The following is a 16,579-nucleotide window of genomic DNA, read 5'->3' as shown; positions in this document are numbered from 1 at the left end:
GGCGCTCAGCCCACGTCGATCAGGTGGTCGGCTACGAACGGGTTGTTGCGGCGCTCTTCGCCAAAGGTTGAGACGGGTCCGTGGCCGGGGATGAAGGTCACGTCCTCGCCCAGCGGCCACAGCCGCGTGCGGATCGAGCGGATCAGGTCGGCGTGGTTGCCGCGCGGGAAGTCGGTGCGGCCGATCGAGCCGGCGAACAGCACGTCGCCCACCACCGCCAGCCGGTTGCCGCGCGAGAAGAACACCACGTGGCCGGGCGTGTGGCCGGGGCAGTGGTAGACCTCCAGGATTTCGTTGCCGAACTGCACGGTGTCGCCGTTCTCCAGCCAGCGGTCGGGCTCGAAGGCCTCGGCCTGGCCGAATCCGAAGCGACGCGTCTGCTCGGGCAGCTGCTCGATCCAGAAGCGTTCGTCCTGCTGCGGGCCTTCGATCGGGATGCCGAACTCGCGCGACAGTGCCGCGGCGCCCGCGCAGTGGTCGACATGGCCGTGCGTCAGGAAGATCTTTTCCAGCGTGACGCCTTGTTCCCTGACCGCCTCGCGGATGCGTTCCAGGTCGCCGCCGGGATCACAGACGGCGGCACGATTGGTGCTTTCATCAATTAGCAGCGAGCAGTTTTGCTGGAAGGGCGTAACGGGGATAAGCAGGACTTTCATGGATGTGTTTTTGTGATCCTGGCGCCTTCTGAGGGGCGCGCCGGATTGGCCCGAGCGCACGGCGGACCAGTGCCATGCATTGTAGCGCCGGGCGGCCGGGACACCGCCGCGCTATCGCCAATGTGACTTATTAGTTTCGCGCCTGCCGGAACAGGTGATCGGCCGCAATCCCTTGCCACATGCGGGATTCCGGGCAGATAGCACCCGTTGGTGCGAAATCGTACAGATTTCGTAACAAAATGAAAGCCATAGTCCGCAATAGTCGATGTTAGACTCGCGCCCATGCTAAGGATCTCCGCCCTCACCAAGCGCTGGCAACGGCTGGCCAAGCTCGGGACATGCACCGCATGTGCCCTGGTGCTGGCCGCTTGTGCCACGCCCCCCGAGGGCGACGACGCGGCCAGCGCCGGCACCTCCGGCGCGGTGCCCACGCGCGCGGCAGCAAAGAACGCCGCCAAGCCCGACGGCGGCAAGTCTGCGCGTAATAATGACAACGGCAGCTGGAACCTGTTCGGCTATGACCCGGACGACAGCCGCAGCGGCAGTTCGCTGGACGGCCTGCGTGCCGACATCGGCACCTTCGAGCAGCGCGGCGTCGCGTCGTGGTATGGCAAGGGCTTCCACGGCCGCAAGACCGCCAACGGCGAGCGCTTCAACATGCGCGCCATGACCGCCGCCCACCCGTCGTTGCCGCTCGACAGCTGGGTGCTGGTGCGCAACCTGCGCAACAACAAGGTGGCGGTGCTGCGGATCAATGACCGCGGGCCGTACCACGGCAACCGCGTGCTGGACGTGTCCATGGGCGCCGCGCGCCGGCTGGGCTTTGTCGAGCGCGGCGCCACCCAGGTGGAAATCCGCCGCCTGACGCGCACCGAAGTGGCCGCGCTGGGCCCGCAGGTGGATGCCGGCGGCACTGAATCCGGCGATGGCAGCGGCGACGACGACGTGTCCGTGCCGGAACTGGCCAACTCGCTGGCGCCCGCCAAGGCGAGCAAGTCGACCAAGGCCAGCGGCAAGACGGTCAAGCGCAAGCGCCGCTGACGACTCCAGCGCCGATGCATGCCACCGCGCGCTGACACCTCTCCGTTACTTTCCTCTCTCCCAGCCCGGGATCATGCCCGGGCCGCTTCAATCCTCGGCGTCGCCGGCGCGTTGCGCCAGCGCCAGCTGGTAGAGCGCATCGGTGCCCGCGCCCGTGATCGCCGCTGCCAGCTTGGCGGCGCGCTTGGCCGGCAACTCAGCCAGCAGCAGCCCCAGTACACGTTGCGCTTCGGCATCCGGCTGTCCATCCGCGGCAGCGGCGGCGCCAGCGCCTTCCACGACCAGCACGAACTCCCCCTTGGCCCGGTTCGGGTCGGCCGCCAACCAGGCCGGCGCCTGCGCCACGGGCAGCACGGCAATGTCCTCGAACAGCTTGGTCAGCTCGCGCCCGACCAGCAGGCGGCGCTCGCCCGGCAGGCCGGCGGCCAACGCGGCCAGTGTGTCGGCGATCCGGTGCGGTGCCTCATAGCAGACCCAGGCGTGGTCCAGCGCCGCCAGCCGGGCGATGGATTCGGCGCGTGCCTTGGGCTTGCTCGGCAGGAAGCCGACGAAGGTGAAGCGGCCCTCGCCGGCGTCGAGCATCTCGCCGGCCACCGACAACGCGGCGACCGCGGCGCTGGGCCCGGGCAGGGGCACCACCAGGTGGCCGGCGGCGCGCACCGCCTCGACCAGGCGTGCGCCGGGATCGGAGATGCCGGGCGTGCCCGCATCGGAGACGTAGGCGATGCGCTCGCCCGCGGCCAGCCGCGCCACGATGCGGCCGGCGGCTTCGCGCTCGTTGTGCTCGTGCACGGCCACCAGCGGCCGCTGCAGGCCGACGCGCGACAGCAGCTGGCCGGTATTGCGGGTGTCTTCGCAGGCCACGGCATCGGCCAGGCCGAGCACGTGCAGGGCCCGCAGCGACAGGTCCGCGACGTTGCCGATGGGCGTGGCCACGACATACAGCGTGCCGCCCGGGTACGACTGGCTGGCCGCCAGCGAGATCCAGTCACTCATTGAGAACTTCCGTTGATGCAACCATTCAAATCCACCACGCAGGCGCGCGGGGCGCGGGCCGAAGACCGGGCGCTGGCACACCTGCGGCGCCAGGGCCTGGAGCCCGTGGTTCGCAATTATCGCTGCAAAGGCGGCGAGATCGACCTGGTGATGCGCGCGCCGGACGGCACGCTGGTGTTCGTGCAGGTGCGCCAGCGCAGCGGCAGGGGCTTTGGCGGGGCGGCCGCCAGCGTGACGCCCGCCAAGCAGCGCCGCGTGCTGCTGGCGGGGGCGCACTACCTGGCGACGCTGGCGCAGGCGCCGCCGTGCCGCTTCGAGGTGGTGGCGCTGGAACCGGGCCGGCTGGACTGGCTGCAGCACGCCTTTGACCTGGATGCCGCCGGGGCTGGTTCATAATGCGCGCTATCGCGACCGCACGATAGGCGGGCGCCCCCGCGCCGCATCGGCAATGAAAAAGGCCACAGAGCCATGAGTATCGACAGTATCCAGCAACAATTCCTAGACAGTGCCGAGACCAAGCGACAGGCCGCGGCGGTGATGGCCCCCTATATCGACGCCGCCGTGGAACGCATGGTCGGCGCGCTGACCAGCGGCAACAAGATCCTGGCCTGCGGCAACGGCGGCTCGGCGGCCGACGCGCAGCACTTCGCGGCCGAGCTGGTCGGGCGCTTCGAACGCGAACGGCCGGGCCTGGCGGCGCTTGCGCTGACCACCGACAGCTCGATCCTGACCGCGATCGGCAACGACTATGACTTCAGCAAGGTGTTTTCCAAGCAGGTCGAGGCGCTCGGCTTGCCCGGCGACATCCTGCTGGCGATCTCCACCTCGGGCAACTCGGCCAACGTGATCGCCGCCATCGAGGCCGCACGCCAGCGCGAGATGGCCGTCATCGCGCTGACCGGCAAGGGTGGCGGCGTCATTGGCGGCCTGCTCGACGAGTTCGATATCCACCTGTGCGTGCCCAGCGAGCGCACCGCGCGCATCCAGGAAGTGCACCTGCTGACCCTGCACTGCCTGTGCGACGGCATCGACGCGGCATTGCTCGGGGAAGCCTGATCCCGCTGATCCGCACATCCGCCCATTCCCAACATCCAGCCATAGCAAGGACCGCATGACGACTCTGCCCACTACGCATGACTCCCGGAACGGCGCCGGCGCGCGCCATCCTGCCCGCACCCCGCGCCTGGCGCGCGCCGCGCTGGCCGCGGCCGCCGTACTGGTCTCGGCCACGCAGCTCGCCGGCTGCTTCCCGGTGATCGCCGGCGCCATGGGGACCGGCGTGGCCATGGCCACCGACCGCCGGCCCACCGCCACCCAGACCGTGGACCGCGGCCTGCAGCTCGAGGCCGAGAACACCATCAACTCGCGCTACAGCGGCCAGGCACGCGTCAACGTGACCGTGTTCAACCGCAAAGTGCTGCTGACTGGCGAAGCCAGCAACGACAACGTCAGGCAGCAGGTCGAGCAATATGTGCGCGGCCTGCCCAATGCGCGCGTGGTGATCAACGAGCTGGAGGTCGTCAGCTCGCCGGGCTTCATGACCCAGAGCCAGGACGCCTACCTGACCAGCAAGGTCAAGACGCTGCTGATGACCGCGGAAGGCGTGCCGTCGAACTCGATCAAGATCACCACCGAGAAGAGCGTGGTCTACCTGCTGGGCGTGGTCACCACCGCCGAGGGCGATCGTGCCACCGACGTGGCGCGCAACGCTTCGGGCGTGACCAAGGTGGTCAAGGCCTTCGACTACGTCAACGATACTGAGCGCGCGCGCCTGGACGCGGCCTCGACCGCGCAGAACCCGTCGCCTGACAGCAGTGCCGGCAATATCGGCACGCCGGCGCCAGTGCAGTCGGTGCCGGGCGTCGGCGGTCCGATCGACGCGCCGGCGGGCACCGACGCGGCGGCCACGGCCAGCCCGGTCACCGCGCCGGTGGCCTCGCCGGTGACGCTGCCCCCGGGGCGCAACCTGCCCTGAGCACCAGGGCCAGTTCCGGCCCGGTCTCGACGGCGCCCGCTCATGCGGGCGCCGCTCGTCCTTCTGCGGTTTTCGCCGCACACCATTCCCGCCCGTTGTGATACGGTTGCCACGCCGGCCGCCCCCAAGCGGATCCCCGCGCCGGCCCCACACGGAGCGAGACCAATGACAACAATTCCCCGGCCCGCTGTGTTCGTGCGGCTGGCGCTGCTGGCATCGGCGCTGTGCGGCGCCCAGCCGGCGCTGGCCGCAGATGCTGCGGCAGCTGTCCCATCCACCGAAGCCGCGCTGCGCGCCCGCAACCAGGCCGCCGCCTGCACCAGCTGCCATGGCCCCGCCGGGCGCGCGCCGGCCGGCAGCCCGATCCCGTCGCTGGCGGGCCGCCCGGCGGCCGAACTGGTGACACAGATGCAGGCGTTCAGGGCCGGCACGCGGCCGGCCACGGTGATGCACCAGATCGCCAAGGGTTACGACGACGAGCAGATCGCCACCATCGCGGCGTGGTTCGCCGCGGTGCGCTGAAAGGGGACCGGCAATGCAAAGACGAAGCTTCCTGGGCGCCACGGGCGCCGCAGTACTGGGTTCGGTCGGCATTGGGGCGGCCCAGGCGGCCCGGGCTGCGGCGCCGGCAAAGGTGGTCGTGGTCGGCGGCGGCTATGGCGGCGCGACCGCGGCGCGCTACCTGCGGGAGTGGAGCGGCCAGGCCATCGAGGTGACGCTGGTCGAACCCAATCCGGCCTTTATTTCCTGCCCGCTGTCGAACCTGGTGATCGGCGGCAGCCGCCAACTGGCCGACCTCACGCTGCCGTACGACGCGCTGGTGCGCCGCCATGGCGTGAAGCTGGTGCGCGACACCGCCGTCGCCATCGATCCGGCAAAGCGCACCGTGCGGCTCGCGGGCGGCACCACGCTGCCGTATGACCGCCTGCTGCTGTCGCCCGGCGTCGACATGATGAGCGACGCGCTGCCCGGGCTGAAGCAGCCCGGCGGCGACCAGGTGCTGCACGCCTGGAAGGCCGGCCCGCAGACCGTGGCGCTGCGCCGCCAGCTCGAGGCCATGCCCGACGGCGGCACCTACGCCATCACCATCCCGCTGGCGCCGTACCGCTGCCCGCCGGGCCCGTACGAGCGCGCCTGCCAGGTGGCGCATTATTTCAGGCAGCACAAGCCGCGCAGCAAGGTGCTGATCCTCGACGCGAACCCGGACATTACCTCCAAGGCGGGGTTGTTCCGGCAGGTTTGGGCCTCACAGTACAAGGGCATGGTCGAATACCGGCCGCAGTACAACACAGTCGATGTCGATCCCGCCACGCGCACGCTCAAGTTCGAGGTGCAGGACGACGAGCGGGCGGATGTGCTCAACGTGCTGCCCCCGCAGCGCGCCGGCGCGATCGCAGTGTCGGCCGGGCTGGCGACGGCCAACGGCAAGTGGTGCGAGGTGGACTTCGTCAGCTTCGAGTCGCGCGCGGCGCCGAATATCCACGTGATCGGCGATGCCATCCAGATTGCGCCGCTGATGCCCAAGTCCGGCCATATGGCCAACCAGCACGGCAAGGTGGCCGCCGCCGCCATGGTGGCACTGCTGTCAGGCCGCGCACCGGACCCGCAGCCGCTCTATAACAACACCTGCTACAGCTTCACCTCGGATCGCGAGGCCGTGCATGTGGCCAGCGTGCACCGCTACGACGCCGCGCAGAAGACCATGCTGACGGTGCCGGGCTCGGGCGGGCTGTCGGAGGCGCCGAACATCCTGGAAGGCGACTACGCGCTCGCCTGGGCCAGGAGCATCTGGGCGGAGATGCTGGGCTAGCGGCGCCGTCGGGGCGGTCCGGCAGCGCCAGTCGTGCCGGGAGGATCGCAAAAACTTGCCAGGCGCCTGGCGCGCCCGGCTGCTACCCTACGGGCTTCGTTCGATTCCGCGACCAGCCCCGCGCCGCCCCCATGCAAGCCAGAGACCGCCTCCTCGCCCTCGCCATCGTCTGCGTCTGGGGCGTCAACTTCGTCGTGATCAAGGTCGGGCTGGCGGGCGTGCCGCCGATGCTGCTGGGCGCGCTGCGCTTCCTTCTGGTGGCCTTTCCCGCGATCTTCTTCGTGCCGCGTCCGCGCGTGCCCTGGCGCCTCCTGCTCGCTTACGGCGTGACCATCAGCCTGGGCCAGTTCGCCTTCCTGTTCTACGCGATGGCGGTTGGCATGCCGGCCGGGCTGGCCTCGCTCGTGCTGCAATCGCAGGCCTTCTTCACGCTGGCGATCGCCGCGCTGTGGCTGGGCGAGCCGGTGCGCTGGCACAACATCGCCGGCATGGCGGTCGCGGCGGCCGGGCTGGCACTGATCGGCTCCGGCGCCGCCGCCAGTGCCGGCGGCATGAGCGTGGCCGGCTTCGTGCTGACGCTGTGCGCGGCGTTCTGCTGGGCCAGTGGCAATATCGTCAGCAAGAAGATCGGGCCGGTGGACCTGCTGGGGCTGGTGATCTGGGGCGCGCTGATCCCGATCGTGCCGTTCGCGCTGCTGTCGCTGTGGGTGGAAGGGCCGGCGCGCATCGTGCAGAGCGTCACCCATGTGTCCGGCATGGGTGTGTTCGCGGTGCTGTACCTGGCCTTTGCCGCGACCGTGTTCGGCTACACCATGTGGGGCCGGCTGCTGACGCGCTACCCGGCCAGCCAGGTGGCGCCGCTGACGCTGCTGGTGCCGGTGGTGGGGCTGGTGTCGGCCCACGTGCTGCTGGGCGAGGACCTGTCCGGTGCGCAATGGGCGGGGGCGGCGGTGGTCATGGTGGGGCTGCTGCTCAACGTGTTCGGCCAGCGTCTGTGGGCGGGCAGGGCGCTGGTGCGGCGCTGAGCCGGACCAGCAACGCTGGCAAACCATGGTTGGTGCGCAAGATCCGTCGCCGGCACAATCATGCTGTTCTGCATCATTGGGTAAACACTATATGCGCATTCACGCATATACGAATATATTGGACGGCATGGAAGAGCTGGATCGCGTATTCGAGAAGGTATCGGGCTACTTCAGCCTGTTGGCGGAGCCGACGCGGCTGAAGATCCTGCACGCCTTGTGCGATGGCGAGAAGCCGGTCAGCACGGTGGTCGAGACGGTGGGTTCGTCGCAGACCAACGTGTCGCGGCATCTCAACGCGATGTACCGCTCGGGCGTGCTGTCGCGCCGCAAGGAGGCGAACCTGGTGTTCTACGCCATTGCGGACGAAAGCGTGATCGAGCTGTGCCGCACGGTGTGCGTGCAGGTGGCGAGCCGGCTGGAGGACAACGCCTTGCCCTCCAACGCGGTCGACCGTTTCATGGCGCAGCCCGCGCCCGAACCGTCGCCGCGCCGGCGTCGCACCGCAAGCTGAACGCGCGCATTCCGGCTCTTCCGGCCAATCGCTGGCAGCTGCGCCACGGCACGGCTGACCGATAACAGGCGGCCGCCGACGGTCCAGGGCGAGCCAGCCGGAGGAGACGGCATTGCAGGAACGGAACCGGCCCGGGCGCATCGTGCCCGCGCCCCAGCACTTCGTCAGCGCATCGCTGGCGCAGGATATCGGCCGGCACGGCCTGGACGCGCCGCGGCGCGATTTCCTGCGCAAGAGCTTCCTCGGCGCGGCGGCCGGTGTTGCCGCCGCCGCCGCGGGACGGCGCGCGCTGGCCGCCGATGGCGATCCCGCCATCCTGCAGCCGCAGCCGTGGGCCACCTCGCTCGGCCAGCCGGTCGCGGCACGGCCGTACGGTCAGCCGTCCGTGCATGAGCAGAACCTGGTGCGGCGCGAGTCGCCGGGCCTGACACGCGTTTCCGCTGCCTCCGTCGCCTTTGCGCCGCTGCAGGGCTTCTTCGGCATCATCACCCCCAACGGCCTGCACTTCGAGCGCCACCACCAGGGCTGGCACGATATCGACCCCGCCCGCCACCGCCTGATGATCAACGGCCTGGTGCGCGCGCCGCGCGTCTACACCATGGACGACCTGATGCGCCTTCCGGCAGTGTCGCGGATGCATTTCATCGAATGCGGCGCCAATACCGGCATGGAGTGGGGTAACGTGGCCGTGCCGACGGTGCAGTACACCCACGGCATGCTGTCGTGCTGCGAGTTCACTGGCGTGCCGCTGCGGGTACTGTTGGACGATGCCGGCGCCGACTTGCGCCGTGGGCACTACCTGCTGGCCGAAGGCGGCGATGGCTCGTCGATGACGCGCACCATCCCGATGGCGCTGGCCGACGAGATCATCGTCGCCTGGGGTATGAACGGCGAGATGCTGCGTCCCGAGAACGGCTACCCGCTGCGGCTGGTGGTGCCGGGCGTGCAGGGCGTGTCGTGGGTCAAGTGGCTGCGTCGGCTGGAGCTGGGCGACCAGCCGTGGAACGCCAAGGACGAGACCATCCACTACGTGGACATGATGCCGGACGGCAGGCTGCGCCAGTACACCTCGATCCAGGAGTGCAAATCGGTCATCACCACGCCCTCCGGGGGGCAGCAGCTGGTAGGCAAGGGCTTCTACAACATCAGCGGGCTGGCGTGGTCCGGGCGCGGGAGTATCAAGCGGGTCGATGTCTCGACCGACGGCGGGCGCAACTGGCGCACCGCGCGGCTGGAGTCGCCGGTGTTGTCCAAATGCCTGACGCGCTTCAACCTCGACTGGGTCTGGGACGGCGCCCCGGCCATCCTGCAAAGCCGTGCCATCGACGAGACCGGCTACGTGCAGCCCAGGCTGGCGCAACTGCGCGCGGTGCGCGGCACCCGCTCGATCTATCACAACAATGCCATCCAGAGCTGGCAGGTGGCGGCAGGCGGCGAGGTGTCCAATGTCCATGTGGGCTGAGCGCCGGACCCTTGCCGCGCTGATGCTGTCGGCTGCCCTTGCCGCCCCGGCGTGGGCGGGAACGGCTGACGCCCGTGCGGCACTCGGCCGCACTGCCACCACCGCCGAAGTGACCGCATGGGATATCGACGTGCGCCCGGATTTCAAGGGACTGCCCAAGGGTAGCGGCACGGTGGCACAAGGGCAGACGATCTGGGACGGCAAGTGCGCGTCGTGCCACGGCGACTTCGGCGAATCCAACGAGGTGTTCACGCCCCTGGTGGGCGGCACCACCGCGGAGGACATCAAGCGCGGCCGGGTGGCGGCCATGACCGGCAACCAGCCCTACCGCACCACGCTGATGAAGGTCAGCACCGTCAGCACGCTGTGGGACTACATCCACCGCGCCATGCCGTGGAACGCCCCCAAGAGCCTGGGCGCCGACGAGGTCTACGCGGTTACCGCCTACCTGCTGCACCTGGGAGAGATCGTGCCGGCGGACTTCACGCTGTCGGACGCCAATATCGCCGCGGTTCAGCGGCGCATGCCCAACCGCGACGGCATGACCACCGACCACGGCCTGTGGCCGGGGCGCGGGCGGCCGGACACGCGCAACGTCGCCTGCATGAAGCATTGTGCGGACCGGGTGGCGATCGCCTCGTCGATGCCGGACTACGCCCGCGATGCCCATGGCGACCTGGCGCGGCAGCAGCGCATCTTCGGACCGGTGCGCGGCGTGGCGGCGCGGGTCGCGGTGCCGGCAAGTGGCGCGTCCGACGCATCAGCGCCGGCAGCGCCCGGCGCGCGCCTGGCCAGCCAATACCAGTGCGTTGCCTGCCATGCGATGGACAAGAAGCTGGTGGGACCGTCATTCGCCGACATCGCCGGCAAGTACAAGGGCCAGGACGCCCATGCCGCGCTGGCGCGCAAGGTCAAGGCGGGCGGGCAGGGCGCCTGGGGCAGCGTGCCGATGCCGCCGCAGCCGCAGATCCCCGATTCGGACGTACAGGCCATGGTGGGCTGGATTCTTGAGGCAAAATAGCGGGCTGGCCGCCGCAGTGCCCCCAGGCGGCGGCCAGTGTGTGCCGCGAGGCAGTTTTTTGCAGTGTTTGCCTGGCGGCCTTTGCCGTCCCCACGGCTTTACAGAGCTTGGAGAGCTTAACAATGAAGCAGTTTGTCATCGCAGCGCTGATGCTCGGCGCCGCCGCATCGGCCCACGCGGTCGATGCCGCCAAGGCACAGGAGATCGCCAACAAGAACGCCTGCATGGGTTGCCACCAGGTCGACAAGAAGCTGGTCGGTCCTTCCTACAAGGAAGTGGCGACCAAGTACAAGGGCGACAAGAATGCCCTGGCGACCCTGACCAAGAAGGTCAAGAGCGGTGGCTCGGGCGTCTGGGGTCCGGTGCCGATGCCGGCTAATGCCGCCATCAGCGACGGCGACCTGAAGACGGTGGTCGAATGGGTGCTGGCAGGCGCCCCCGCCAAGTAAGCCTTACCGCCCTGGCGGGTGTTCCGCCGATGCAGCAAGGCCGGACGGTGAATGCCGCACGACCTGTACAGACCAGCGGCCGGCAATGTACCGGCCGCAAGCAAGAACACCAGAAAGAACACCAGAAGTACAGCCGAAGCGGTCATTGACGGACTGGAACGGAGTAGCCGGAGAGCATGCAATGAATTCAAAACGACGAGAAGTGCTGCGGGTCACCGCTGTCCTGTCGCTGATGGCCGCCACCGGCCTGATCAGCGAAGCGCAGGCGGCCGAGTGGAACAAGAACGCCTTTGACGGCAAGAGCGTTGCCGACGTGATCAAGGCACTCGGCGGCAGCGGCACCGAGAAAAGCACCGCCATCACCTTCACCGCCCCCGATATCGCCGAGAACGGCGCCGTGGTGCCGGTGGCCGTGACCAGCACCATCCCGGATACCGAGCAGATCGCGATCCTGGTCGAGAAGAACCCCAACACGCTGGCCGCCGACTTCGTCATCCCGGCCGGCACCGAGCCGTTCGTCTCCACGCGCGTGAAGATGGGCCAGACCTCGGTCGTGCACGCCGCGGTCAAGGCCGGCGGCAAGTGGTACGTGGCATCGAAGGAAATCAAGGTCACGCTGGGCGGCTGCGGCGGCTGACGCCGCTGAACCCATCCCGACCCGAGATTTCCCGCCAACACTGCAACAGGAGAACCATATGGCAGACCCGATGCGCGTACGCGCCACCGAAAACGGCGGCGTGGTAGACGTCAAGATCCTCATGAAGCACGACATGGAAACCGGCCAGCGCAAGGACGCGTCCGGCAAGCTCGTGCCGGCCTGGCATATCCAGACCGTGACCGCCCAGTGCAAGGGCAAGGAAGTGTTCCGCGCCCAGTTCGGCCCGGCGGTGTCGAAGGACCCGTTCCTGAACTTCAAGTTCAAGGGCGGCGCCAAGGGTGACAAGGTTACCGTGACCTGGATCGACAACCGCGGCGACAAGCGTACCGACGAAGCGACCATCGCCTGATCGTCGCGGGCCAGGCGCCGATCGCGCCGGCCCCGGCAGCGCCCGCCGTCCTCTGCTAAGGTTCGGGTCGGATGCCGGGACGGGCCGCGCGACGGGCGCTGCGGCCAGGACGGACCCGGCCGGAAGGAACACTATGCGGCGAGCATTTATTCGAGCATCGGCGGCGCTGGCCGCCATCGGCCTGTCGGCTAAGGCCGCGGCCCAGGCTGCGCCGGCTGCAGGCAAGGGCGGGCGCATCAAGGTGGTGTACCAGCTGTCGGAAGGCGTCGACCAGGCGGTGCGCGCCATGGGCAACCTGCGCAACCACCTGAACGGTGCGCCGGGGACGAAGATCGTGGTGGTCGCGTTCGGCTACGGCGTCGATTTCCTGGTCGAAGGCGCCAAGGATGCGCGCGGCAATACGTTTGACGCCCCGGTGGGCGCGCTGGCATCGGCCGGCGTGGAGTTCCGCGTGTGCCGCAACACGCTGACCGCACGCAAGATCGCTGAATCGAGCCTGTTGATGGAAGCAAAGGTGGTACAGGCCGGCGTGGTGGAAATCGCCCGCCTGCAGGCCGAGGAAGGCTACGCCTATATCAAGCCCTGAGCCGGGCAGGCGCAGCTGACCTCAACACAAGAGAAAACGGCCCGCCACGGCGAGGCCGCGAGGAGAAGCCCCATGAACACCATCCGAAGCCTGGGCCGGCGCGCCGCGCTGGCCGCGGCCGCCACCGCCGCTGTGGCCGGTGCTGCCGCCGTGCATGCGCAGGGCAGCACCGCCGACGAAATCGCCAAGTACCGCCAGATGCTGGCCGAAGGCAATCCCGCCGAGCTGTGGGAAGCGGCCGGCGAAGAGCTGTGGAAAAAGCCCGCCGGCCCGAAGAACGTCTCGCTCGAACAGTGCGACCTGGGCAAGGGTCCGGGCGTGACCAAGGGCGCCTATGCCGAGCTGCCGCGCTACTTCAAGGATGCCAACAAGGTGATGGACCTGGAGCAGCGGCTGGCGTACTGCCGCGTGACGCTGCAAGGGCTCACTAAGGAAGAGGCGACAAAGAACCCGTTTTCGGCCTCGGGCAAGCCGTCCGAGATCGAGCGGCTGGTGGCCTACCTGACCGGCGAGTCGCGCGGCGTGAAGATGAACGTGCAGCTCAACCATCCGGAAGAGAAGCGCACCTACGCGCTCGGGCAGAAGATGTTCTTCTACCGCGGCGGCGCCTATGACTTTGCCTGCGCCACCTGCCACGCGGTGGACGGCCAGCGCATCCGCCTGCAGGACCTGCCCAACCTGCTGACTGAGAAGGGGGCGCAGGCGGCCTACACCACCTGGCCCGCCTACCGCGTTTCGCAGGGCGAGGTCCGCTCGATGCAGCATCGCCTGTACGACTGCCTGCGCCAGCAGCGCTTTCCCGAACCCGCCTATGGCTCGGACGTGATCACCGCGCTGACCATGTTCCTGGCGAAGAACGCCAACGGCGGGACCTACGATGGCCCGGCAATGAAGCGCTGACCGGTACGGGAGAGACAACATGCAACGACAGAACAAGGCGCTGGCCATCGCGGCCCTGGCCACCCTGCTGGCAACGGGCGCCCATGCGCAGGACACCACCACCAAGGCGCGCCCTGCCAAGGGCAAGCCCGCCGCAGTCAGCGGCGCCGACATGAAGCACCTGATCGAGGACTCGTTCTCGTCCAGGGGGCCGGTCACGGTCGAAGGCGTGCTCAACCAGGACGGCATGCAGCAGGCTTGCAGCGAGTACCCGGACCGCACCAAGGTGCCCGAGAAGGTTGCCAAGAAGATCGAGGCCGCCGAGCTCAGGCAGGTGAAATACCCGGGCGACAGCAACTGGCTGGGCGACTGGAAGGAGGGCGAGAAGATCGCCCAGAACGGTCGCGGCATGCAGTTCACCGACCAGGTCGGTGGCACCAACGGCGGCAACTGCTACGCCTGCCACCAGATGACCAAGGCCGAGATCTCGTTCGGCAATATCGGCCCGTCGCTGTACCAGTACGGCAAGCTGCGCGGCAACTCGCAGGAAGTCATCAAGTACACCTGGGGCAAGATCTGGGATTCCAGCGCCTACGCCGCCTGCTCCAACATGCCGCGCTTCGGCCACAAGGGCATCCTGACCGAAGCCCAGATCCGCGACGTGATGGCACTGCTGCTGGACCCGGCCTCGCCGGTCAACCAATAAGCCCGATGCGCGCGCCTGCCCTGCTGCTGCGCTGGCTGCTGGCCTTCAGCCTGGCCGGCGCGGCCGGCGGTGCGGCCGCGCTGGAAGTGGGCGACACCGTGCGACTGCCCGACGTGCGGACGCTCGACGGCCGCACGCTCAGCGCCGCGGCTTTGGCCGGCAAGCCGCTGGTGGTCGAGTACTGGGCCTCCTGGTGCCCGTTCTGCGCGATGCAGAACCCGCGCCTGCAGAAGCTCCATGAACGCACGCGCGGCACACCGCTGCAGGTGCTCGCCATCAGCATCGACAAAGACCCGCGTGAAGCCGCCGGGTACATGAAGAAGCGCGGCTACACCTTCCCGGCGACGATGGACTCCGCCGCGCTGCAGGCCGTGTTCGGCGAGCGCAAGGGGCTGCCCGAACTGTACGTGATCGATGCACGCGGGCGCGTGGTGCAGAAGGAAGTGGGCGAGATGCTTGAAGACGAGGTGGCGGCGCTGGAGCGGTACGCCAAGCCATAGCCAGGCGGTGCCGGACGCCACGGGCCGACCGGTACGCACAATCCACAGGAAGAGACATGGACCGACGCGAGTTCCTGCAGGTGCTGGCCATCGCCAGTGCCGGCGGCATGACGTTCCCCCTTCAAGACGCGCACGCCGCGCAGGCCGCCGACGCGATGTACGACCTGCCGCGCTTCGGCAATGTCCACCTGCTGCATTTCACCGACTGCCATGCGCAGCTGCGGCCGGTGTATTTCCGCGAACCCAACGTCAACCTTGGCATCGGCGACTATGCCGGCAAGGCGCCGCACCTGGTCGGCGACGCGTTGTTGCGCCACTACGGCATCCGCCCCGGCACGCCACAGGCGCACGCGTTCACCTACCTCGATTTCAACGACGCCGCGCGCCGCTACGGCAAGGTCGGCGGATTTGCGCACCTGGCCACGCTGGTCAAACGCCTGAAGGCCGACCGTCCAGGCGCGCTGCTGCTCGATGGCGGCGACACCTGGCAGGGCTCGGCCACCGCGCTGTGGACCAAGGGCCAGGACATGGTCGATGCGGCGCTGGCGCTTGGCGTCGATGTGATGACACCGCACTGGGAAATGACCCTCGGCGCGGACCGCGTCAAGGAGATCGTCGACAAGGACTTCAAGGGCAAGGTCGCCTTCCTCGCGCAGAACATCAAGACCAACGATTTCGGCGACCCGGTGTTCGAGCCCTACGTGATCCGCGAGATCAATGGCGTGCCGGTTGCCATCATCGGCCAGGCTTTTCCGTACACGCCGATCGCCAACCCGCGCTACTTCGTGCCGGACTGGACCTTCGGCATCCAGGAAGAGAACCTGCAGCAGGTCATCGACGAGGCCCGCGGCAAGGGCGCGCAGGCGGTGGTACTTCTTTCGCACAACGGCATGGACGTCGACCTGAAGCTGGCCTCGCGCGTGCGCGGCCTCGACGCCATCCTGGGCGGCCATACCCACGACGGCGTGCCGGCGCCGGTGCCGGTGAAGAACGCCGGCGGCACCACGCTGGTGACCAATGCCGGCTCCAACGGCAAGTTCCTGGGCGTGCTCGATTTCGATGTGAAGGGCGGCAAGGTCGCAGACTTTCGCTACCGGCTGCTGCCGGTGTTCGCCAACTACCTGCCGGCCGACCCGGCCATGGAGGCGTTGATCAGCAAGGTCCGCGCCCCGTACGAACAGAAGCTGGGCGAGGTGCTGGCGGTCAACCGCGGCCTGCTCTACCGCCGCGGCAACTTCAATGGCACCTTCGACCAGCTGATCCTGGACGGCCTGATGCAGGTGCAGGGCGCCCAGATCGCCTTCTCGCCTGGCTTCCGCTGGGGCACCACGCTGCTGCCGGGCCAGGCCATCACCATGGAACACCTGATGGACCAGACCGCGATCACCTATCCGTACACCACGGTGACGCAGATGAGCGGCGAAACCATCAAGACCATCCTGGAGGACGTGGCCGACAACCTGTTCAACCCCGACCCGTACTACCAGCAGGGCGGCGACATGGTGCGCGTGGGGGGGCTGCAGTACACCGTCGATCCCAAGGCGGGCATGGGCAAGCGCATCACCGACATGCGCCTGGCCGGCAAGCCCCTGGAGGCCGGCAAGTCCTACAAGGTCGCCGGCTGGGCCCCGGTGGCCGAGGAAGCCCGCCAGGCCGGCGGCGCCCCGATCTGGGACGTGATGGCGCAATGGCTGCGCAGCACAAAGGAAGTCAGCGCCCGGCCGCTGAACCAGCCCCGGGTGCGCGGCATGGACGGCAATCCGGGCATCGCCGCCTGATGTTGCGCAGCGTCCTCATGCCGGCCGCGAAGGATTGAAGGCAGACGGCGAAGTCGTTACAATCGTCCGCTACGGGCCGATAGCTCAGCTGGGAGAGCGCTGCGTTCGCAATGCAGAGGTCGGGAGTTCGATCCTCCTTCGGTCCACCAGAATCGCTGTCGCAAAAGCCTCGGAAAG

20 protein-coding genes and 1 tRNA gene are annotated in these 16,579 nt (G+C 68.5%); 19 read left to right on the top strand and 2 right to left on the bottom strand.

From position 1 onward, the window contains the following. Nucleotides 1-5: 5 nt before the first annotated feature. The gene (locus ABNX08_RS20280) at nt 6-656 is read right to left on the bottom strand and encodes an MBL fold metallo-hydrolase (protein WP_349604435.1); all 651 of its coding nucleotides are present in this window, start codon (nt 654-656) and stop codon (nt 6-8) included. Nucleotides 657-938: 282 nt separating this feature from the next. Between ABNX08_RS20280 and ABNX08_RS20275 the strand changes: the two genes are divergently transcribed. Continuing rightward, the gene (locus ABNX08_RS20275; protein ID WP_022536936.1) at nt 939-1,697 is read left to right on the top strand and encodes a septal ring lytic transglycosylase RlpA family protein; all 759 of its coding nucleotides are present in this window, start codon (nt 939-941) and stop codon (nt 1,695-1,697) included. Between the two features lie 87 nt (nt 1,698-1,784). Here ABNX08_RS20275 and rsmI read toward each other — a convergent pair whose 3' ends face one another. Then, nucleotides 1,785-2,693, bottom strand: coding sequence for a 16S rRNA (cytidine(1402)-2'-O)-methyltransferase (gene rsmI / locus ABNX08_RS20270; protein WP_349604437.1), 909 nt, complete (start codon nt 2,691-2,693; stop codon nt 1,785-1,787). A gap of 15 nt (nt 2,694-2,708) precedes the next feature. Between rsmI and ABNX08_RS20265 the strand changes: the two genes are divergently transcribed. The 18 genes from ABNX08_RS20265 (at nt 2,709) to ABNX08_RS20180 (ending at nt 16,551) form a co-directional block, all read left to right on the top strand. Then, nucleotides 2,709-3,089, top strand: coding sequence for a YraN family protein (locus tag ABNX08_RS20265; protein WP_349604439.1), 381 nt, complete (start codon nt 2,709-2,711; stop codon nt 3,087-3,089). 72 nt (nt 3,090-3,161) lie between these two features. Next, nucleotides 3,162-3,749, top strand: a complete 588-nt coding sequence (locus tag ABNX08_RS20260; RefSeq protein ID WP_022536933.1) for a phosphoheptose isomerase — start codon at nt 3,162-3,164, stop codon at nt 3,747-3,749. A 55-nt stretch (nt 3,750-3,804) separates the two neighbouring features. Next, complete coding sequence (locus ABNX08_RS20255) at nt 3,805-4,668, top strand: BON domain-containing protein (RefSeq protein ID WP_022536932.1); 864 nt, start codon at nt 3,805-3,807, stop codon at nt 4,666-4,668. A 165-nt stretch (nt 4,669-4,833) separates the two neighbouring features. After that, nucleotides 4,834-5,190: a c-type cytochrome gene (locus tag ABNX08_RS20250; protein WP_022536931.1), complete on the top strand. Its 357-nt coding sequence runs from the start codon at nt 4,834-4,836 to the stop codon at nt 5,188-5,190. 13 nt (nt 5,191-5,203) lie between these two features. Then, complete coding sequence (locus ABNX08_RS20245) at nt 5,204-6,478, top strand: NAD(P)/FAD-dependent oxidoreductase (RefSeq protein ID WP_349604440.1); 1,275 nt, start codon at nt 5,204-5,206, stop codon at nt 6,476-6,478. A gap of 131 nt (nt 6,479-6,609) precedes the next feature. Next, complete coding sequence (locus tag ABNX08_RS20240) at nt 6,610-7,503, top strand: EamA family transporter (protein ID WP_349604442.1); 894 nt, start codon at nt 6,610-6,612, stop codon at nt 7,501-7,503. A 91-nt stretch (nt 7,504-7,594) separates the two neighbouring features. Further along, the gene (locus tag ABNX08_RS20235; protein ID WP_041681171.1) at nt 7,595-8,014 is read left to right on the top strand and encodes a winged helix-turn-helix domain-containing protein; all 420 of its coding nucleotides are present in this window, start codon (nt 7,595-7,597) and stop codon (nt 8,012-8,014) included. A 112-nt stretch (nt 8,015-8,126) separates the two neighbouring features. Then, nucleotides 8,127-9,476, top strand: coding sequence for a sulfite dehydrogenase (gene soxC / locus ABNX08_RS20230; protein WP_349604445.1), 1,350 nt, complete (start codon nt 8,127-8,129; stop codon nt 9,474-9,476). After that, a complete protein-coding gene (locus ABNX08_RS20225; protein ID WP_022536926.1) occupies nt 9,460-10,497 on the top strand; it encodes a c-type cytochrome in 1,038 nt (345 codons plus the stop codon). The genes soxC and ABNX08_RS20225 overlap by 17 nt, the downstream gene beginning before the upstream one ends. 122 nt (nt 10,498-10,619) lie before the next feature. Beyond that, nucleotides 10,620-10,946, top strand: coding sequence for a c-type cytochrome (locus tag ABNX08_RS20220; RefSeq protein WP_022536925.1), 327 nt, complete (start codon nt 10,620-10,622; stop codon nt 10,944-10,946). A 181-nt stretch (nt 10,947-11,127) separates the two neighbouring features. Beyond that, nucleotides 11,128-11,583 (top strand): thiosulfate oxidation carrier protein SoxY, encoded by a 456-nt coding sequence (gene soxY / locus ABNX08_RS20215; protein ID WP_013958319.1) that lies wholly within the window; start codon nt 11,128-11,130, stop codon nt 11,581-11,583. A 58-nt stretch (nt 11,584-11,641) separates the two neighbouring features. Then, on the top strand, nt 11,642-11,953 hold the full coding sequence (gene soxZ / locus ABNX08_RS20210) for a thiosulfate oxidation carrier complex protein SoxZ (RefSeq protein ID WP_022536924.1): 312 nt from the start codon (nt 11,642-11,644) through the stop codon (nt 11,951-11,953). A gap of 133 nt (nt 11,954-12,086) precedes the next feature. Next, the gene (locus ABNX08_RS20205; RefSeq protein WP_022536923.1) at nt 12,087-12,539 is read left to right on the top strand and encodes a DsrE family protein; all 453 of its coding nucleotides are present in this window, start codon (nt 12,087-12,089) and stop codon (nt 12,537-12,539) included. 72 nt (nt 12,540-12,611) lie between these two features. Then, nucleotides 12,612-13,439, top strand: a complete 828-nt coding sequence (soxA, locus tag ABNX08_RS20200) for a sulfur oxidation c-type cytochrome SoxA (RefSeq protein WP_022536922.1) — start codon at nt 12,612-12,614, stop codon at nt 13,437-13,439. A 19-nt stretch (nt 13,440-13,458) separates the two neighbouring features. Next, entirely contained in the window at nt 13,459-14,124 is a 666-nt protein-coding gene (gene soxX, locus ABNX08_RS20195; RefSeq protein ID WP_022536921.1) for a sulfur oxidation c-type cytochrome SoxX, read from the top strand. 5 nt (nt 14,125-14,129) lie between these two features. Beyond that, nucleotides 14,130-14,624, top strand: coding sequence for a TlpA disulfide reductase family protein (locus ABNX08_RS20190; RefSeq protein WP_022536920.1), 495 nt, complete (start codon nt 14,130-14,132; stop codon nt 14,622-14,624). 56 nt (nt 14,625-14,680) lie between these two features. After that, complete coding sequence (gene soxB / locus ABNX08_RS20185; RefSeq protein WP_022536919.1) at nt 14,681-16,402, top strand: thiosulfohydrolase SoxB; 1,722 nt, start codon at nt 14,681-14,683, stop codon at nt 16,400-16,402. Nucleotides 16,403-16,475: 73 nt separating this feature from the next. Continuing rightward, nucleotides 16,476-16,551: transfer RNA gene (locus ABNX08_RS20180), tRNA-Ala, on the top strand. Nucleotides 16,552-16,579: the final 28 nt, after the last annotated feature.

Origin of the sequence: Cupriavidus sp. DF5525 (assembly GCF_040149425.2) — a bacterium.
Classification (GTDB): domain Bacteria; phylum Pseudomonadota; class Gammaproteobacteria; order Burkholderiales; family Burkholderiaceae; genus Cupriavidus; species Cupriavidus pickettii_A.
This window is presented reverse-complemented; position numbering and strand designations above follow the sequence as displayed.

Bases quoted from the DNA above. Each gene is read 5' to 3' on its own strand.
- ABNX08_RS20280 (WP_349604435.1), bottom strand. From the start codon at position 656: ATGAAAGTCCTGCTTATCCCCGTTACGCCCTTCCAGCAAAACTGCTCG.
- ABNX08_RS20275 (WP_022536936.1), top strand. From the start codon at position 939: ATGCTAAGGATCTCCGCCCTCACCAAGCGCTGGCAACGGCTGGCCAAG.
- rsmI (WP_349604437.1), bottom strand. From the start codon at position 2,693: ATGAGTGACTGGATCTCGCTGGCGGCCAGCCAGTCGTACCCGGGCGGC.
- ABNX08_RS20265 (WP_349604439.1), top strand. From the start codon at position 2,709: ATGCAACCATTCAAATCCACCACGCAGGCGCGCGGGGCGCGGGCCGAA.
- ABNX08_RS20260 (WP_022536933.1), top strand. From the start codon at position 3,162: ATGAGTATCGACAGTATCCAGCAACAATTCCTAGACAGTGCCGAGACC.
- ABNX08_RS20255 (WP_022536932.1), top strand. From the start codon at position 3,805: ATGACGACTCTGCCCACTACGCATGACTCCCGGAACGGCGCCGGCGCG.
- ABNX08_RS20250 (WP_022536931.1), top strand. From the start codon at position 4,834: ATGACAACAATTCCCCGGCCCGCTGTGTTCGTGCGGCTGGCGCTGCTG.
- ABNX08_RS20245 (WP_349604440.1), top strand. From the start codon at position 5,204: ATGCAAAGACGAAGCTTCCTGGGCGCCACGGGCGCCGCAGTACTGGGT.
- ABNX08_RS20240 (WP_349604442.1), top strand. From the start codon at position 6,610: ATGCAAGCCAGAGACCGCCTCCTCGCCCTCGCCATCGTCTGCGTCTGG.
- ABNX08_RS20235 (WP_041681171.1), top strand. From the start codon at position 7,595: ATGCGCATTCACGCATATACGAATATATTGGACGGCATGGAAGAGCTG.
- ABNX08_RS20225 (WP_022536926.1), top strand. From the start codon at position 9,460: ATGTCCATGTGGGCTGAGCGCCGGACCCTTGCCGCGCTGATGCTGTCG.
- ABNX08_RS20220 (WP_022536925.1), top strand. From the start codon at position 10,620: ATGAAGCAGTTTGTCATCGCAGCGCTGATGCTCGGCGCCGCCGCATCG.
- soxY (WP_013958319.1), top strand. From the start codon at position 11,128: ATGAATTCAAAACGACGAGAAGTGCTGCGGGTCACCGCTGTCCTGTCG.
- soxZ (WP_022536924.1), top strand. From the start codon at position 11,642: ATGGCAGACCCGATGCGCGTACGCGCCACCGAAAACGGCGGCGTGGTA.
- ABNX08_RS20205 (WP_022536923.1), top strand. From the start codon at position 12,087: ATGCGGCGAGCATTTATTCGAGCATCGGCGGCGCTGGCCGCCATCGGC.
- soxA (WP_022536922.1), top strand. From the start codon at position 12,612: ATGAACACCATCCGAAGCCTGGGCCGGCGCGCCGCGCTGGCCGCGGCC.
- soxX (WP_022536921.1), top strand. From the start codon at position 13,459: ATGCAACGACAGAACAAGGCGCTGGCCATCGCGGCCCTGGCCACCCTG.
- ABNX08_RS20190 (WP_022536920.1), top strand. From the start codon at position 14,130: ATGCGCGCGCCTGCCCTGCTGCTGCGCTGGCTGCTGGCCTTCAGCCTG.
- soxB (WP_022536919.1), top strand. From the start codon at position 14,681: ATGGACCGACGCGAGTTCCTGCAGGTGCTGGCCATCGCCAGTGCCGGC.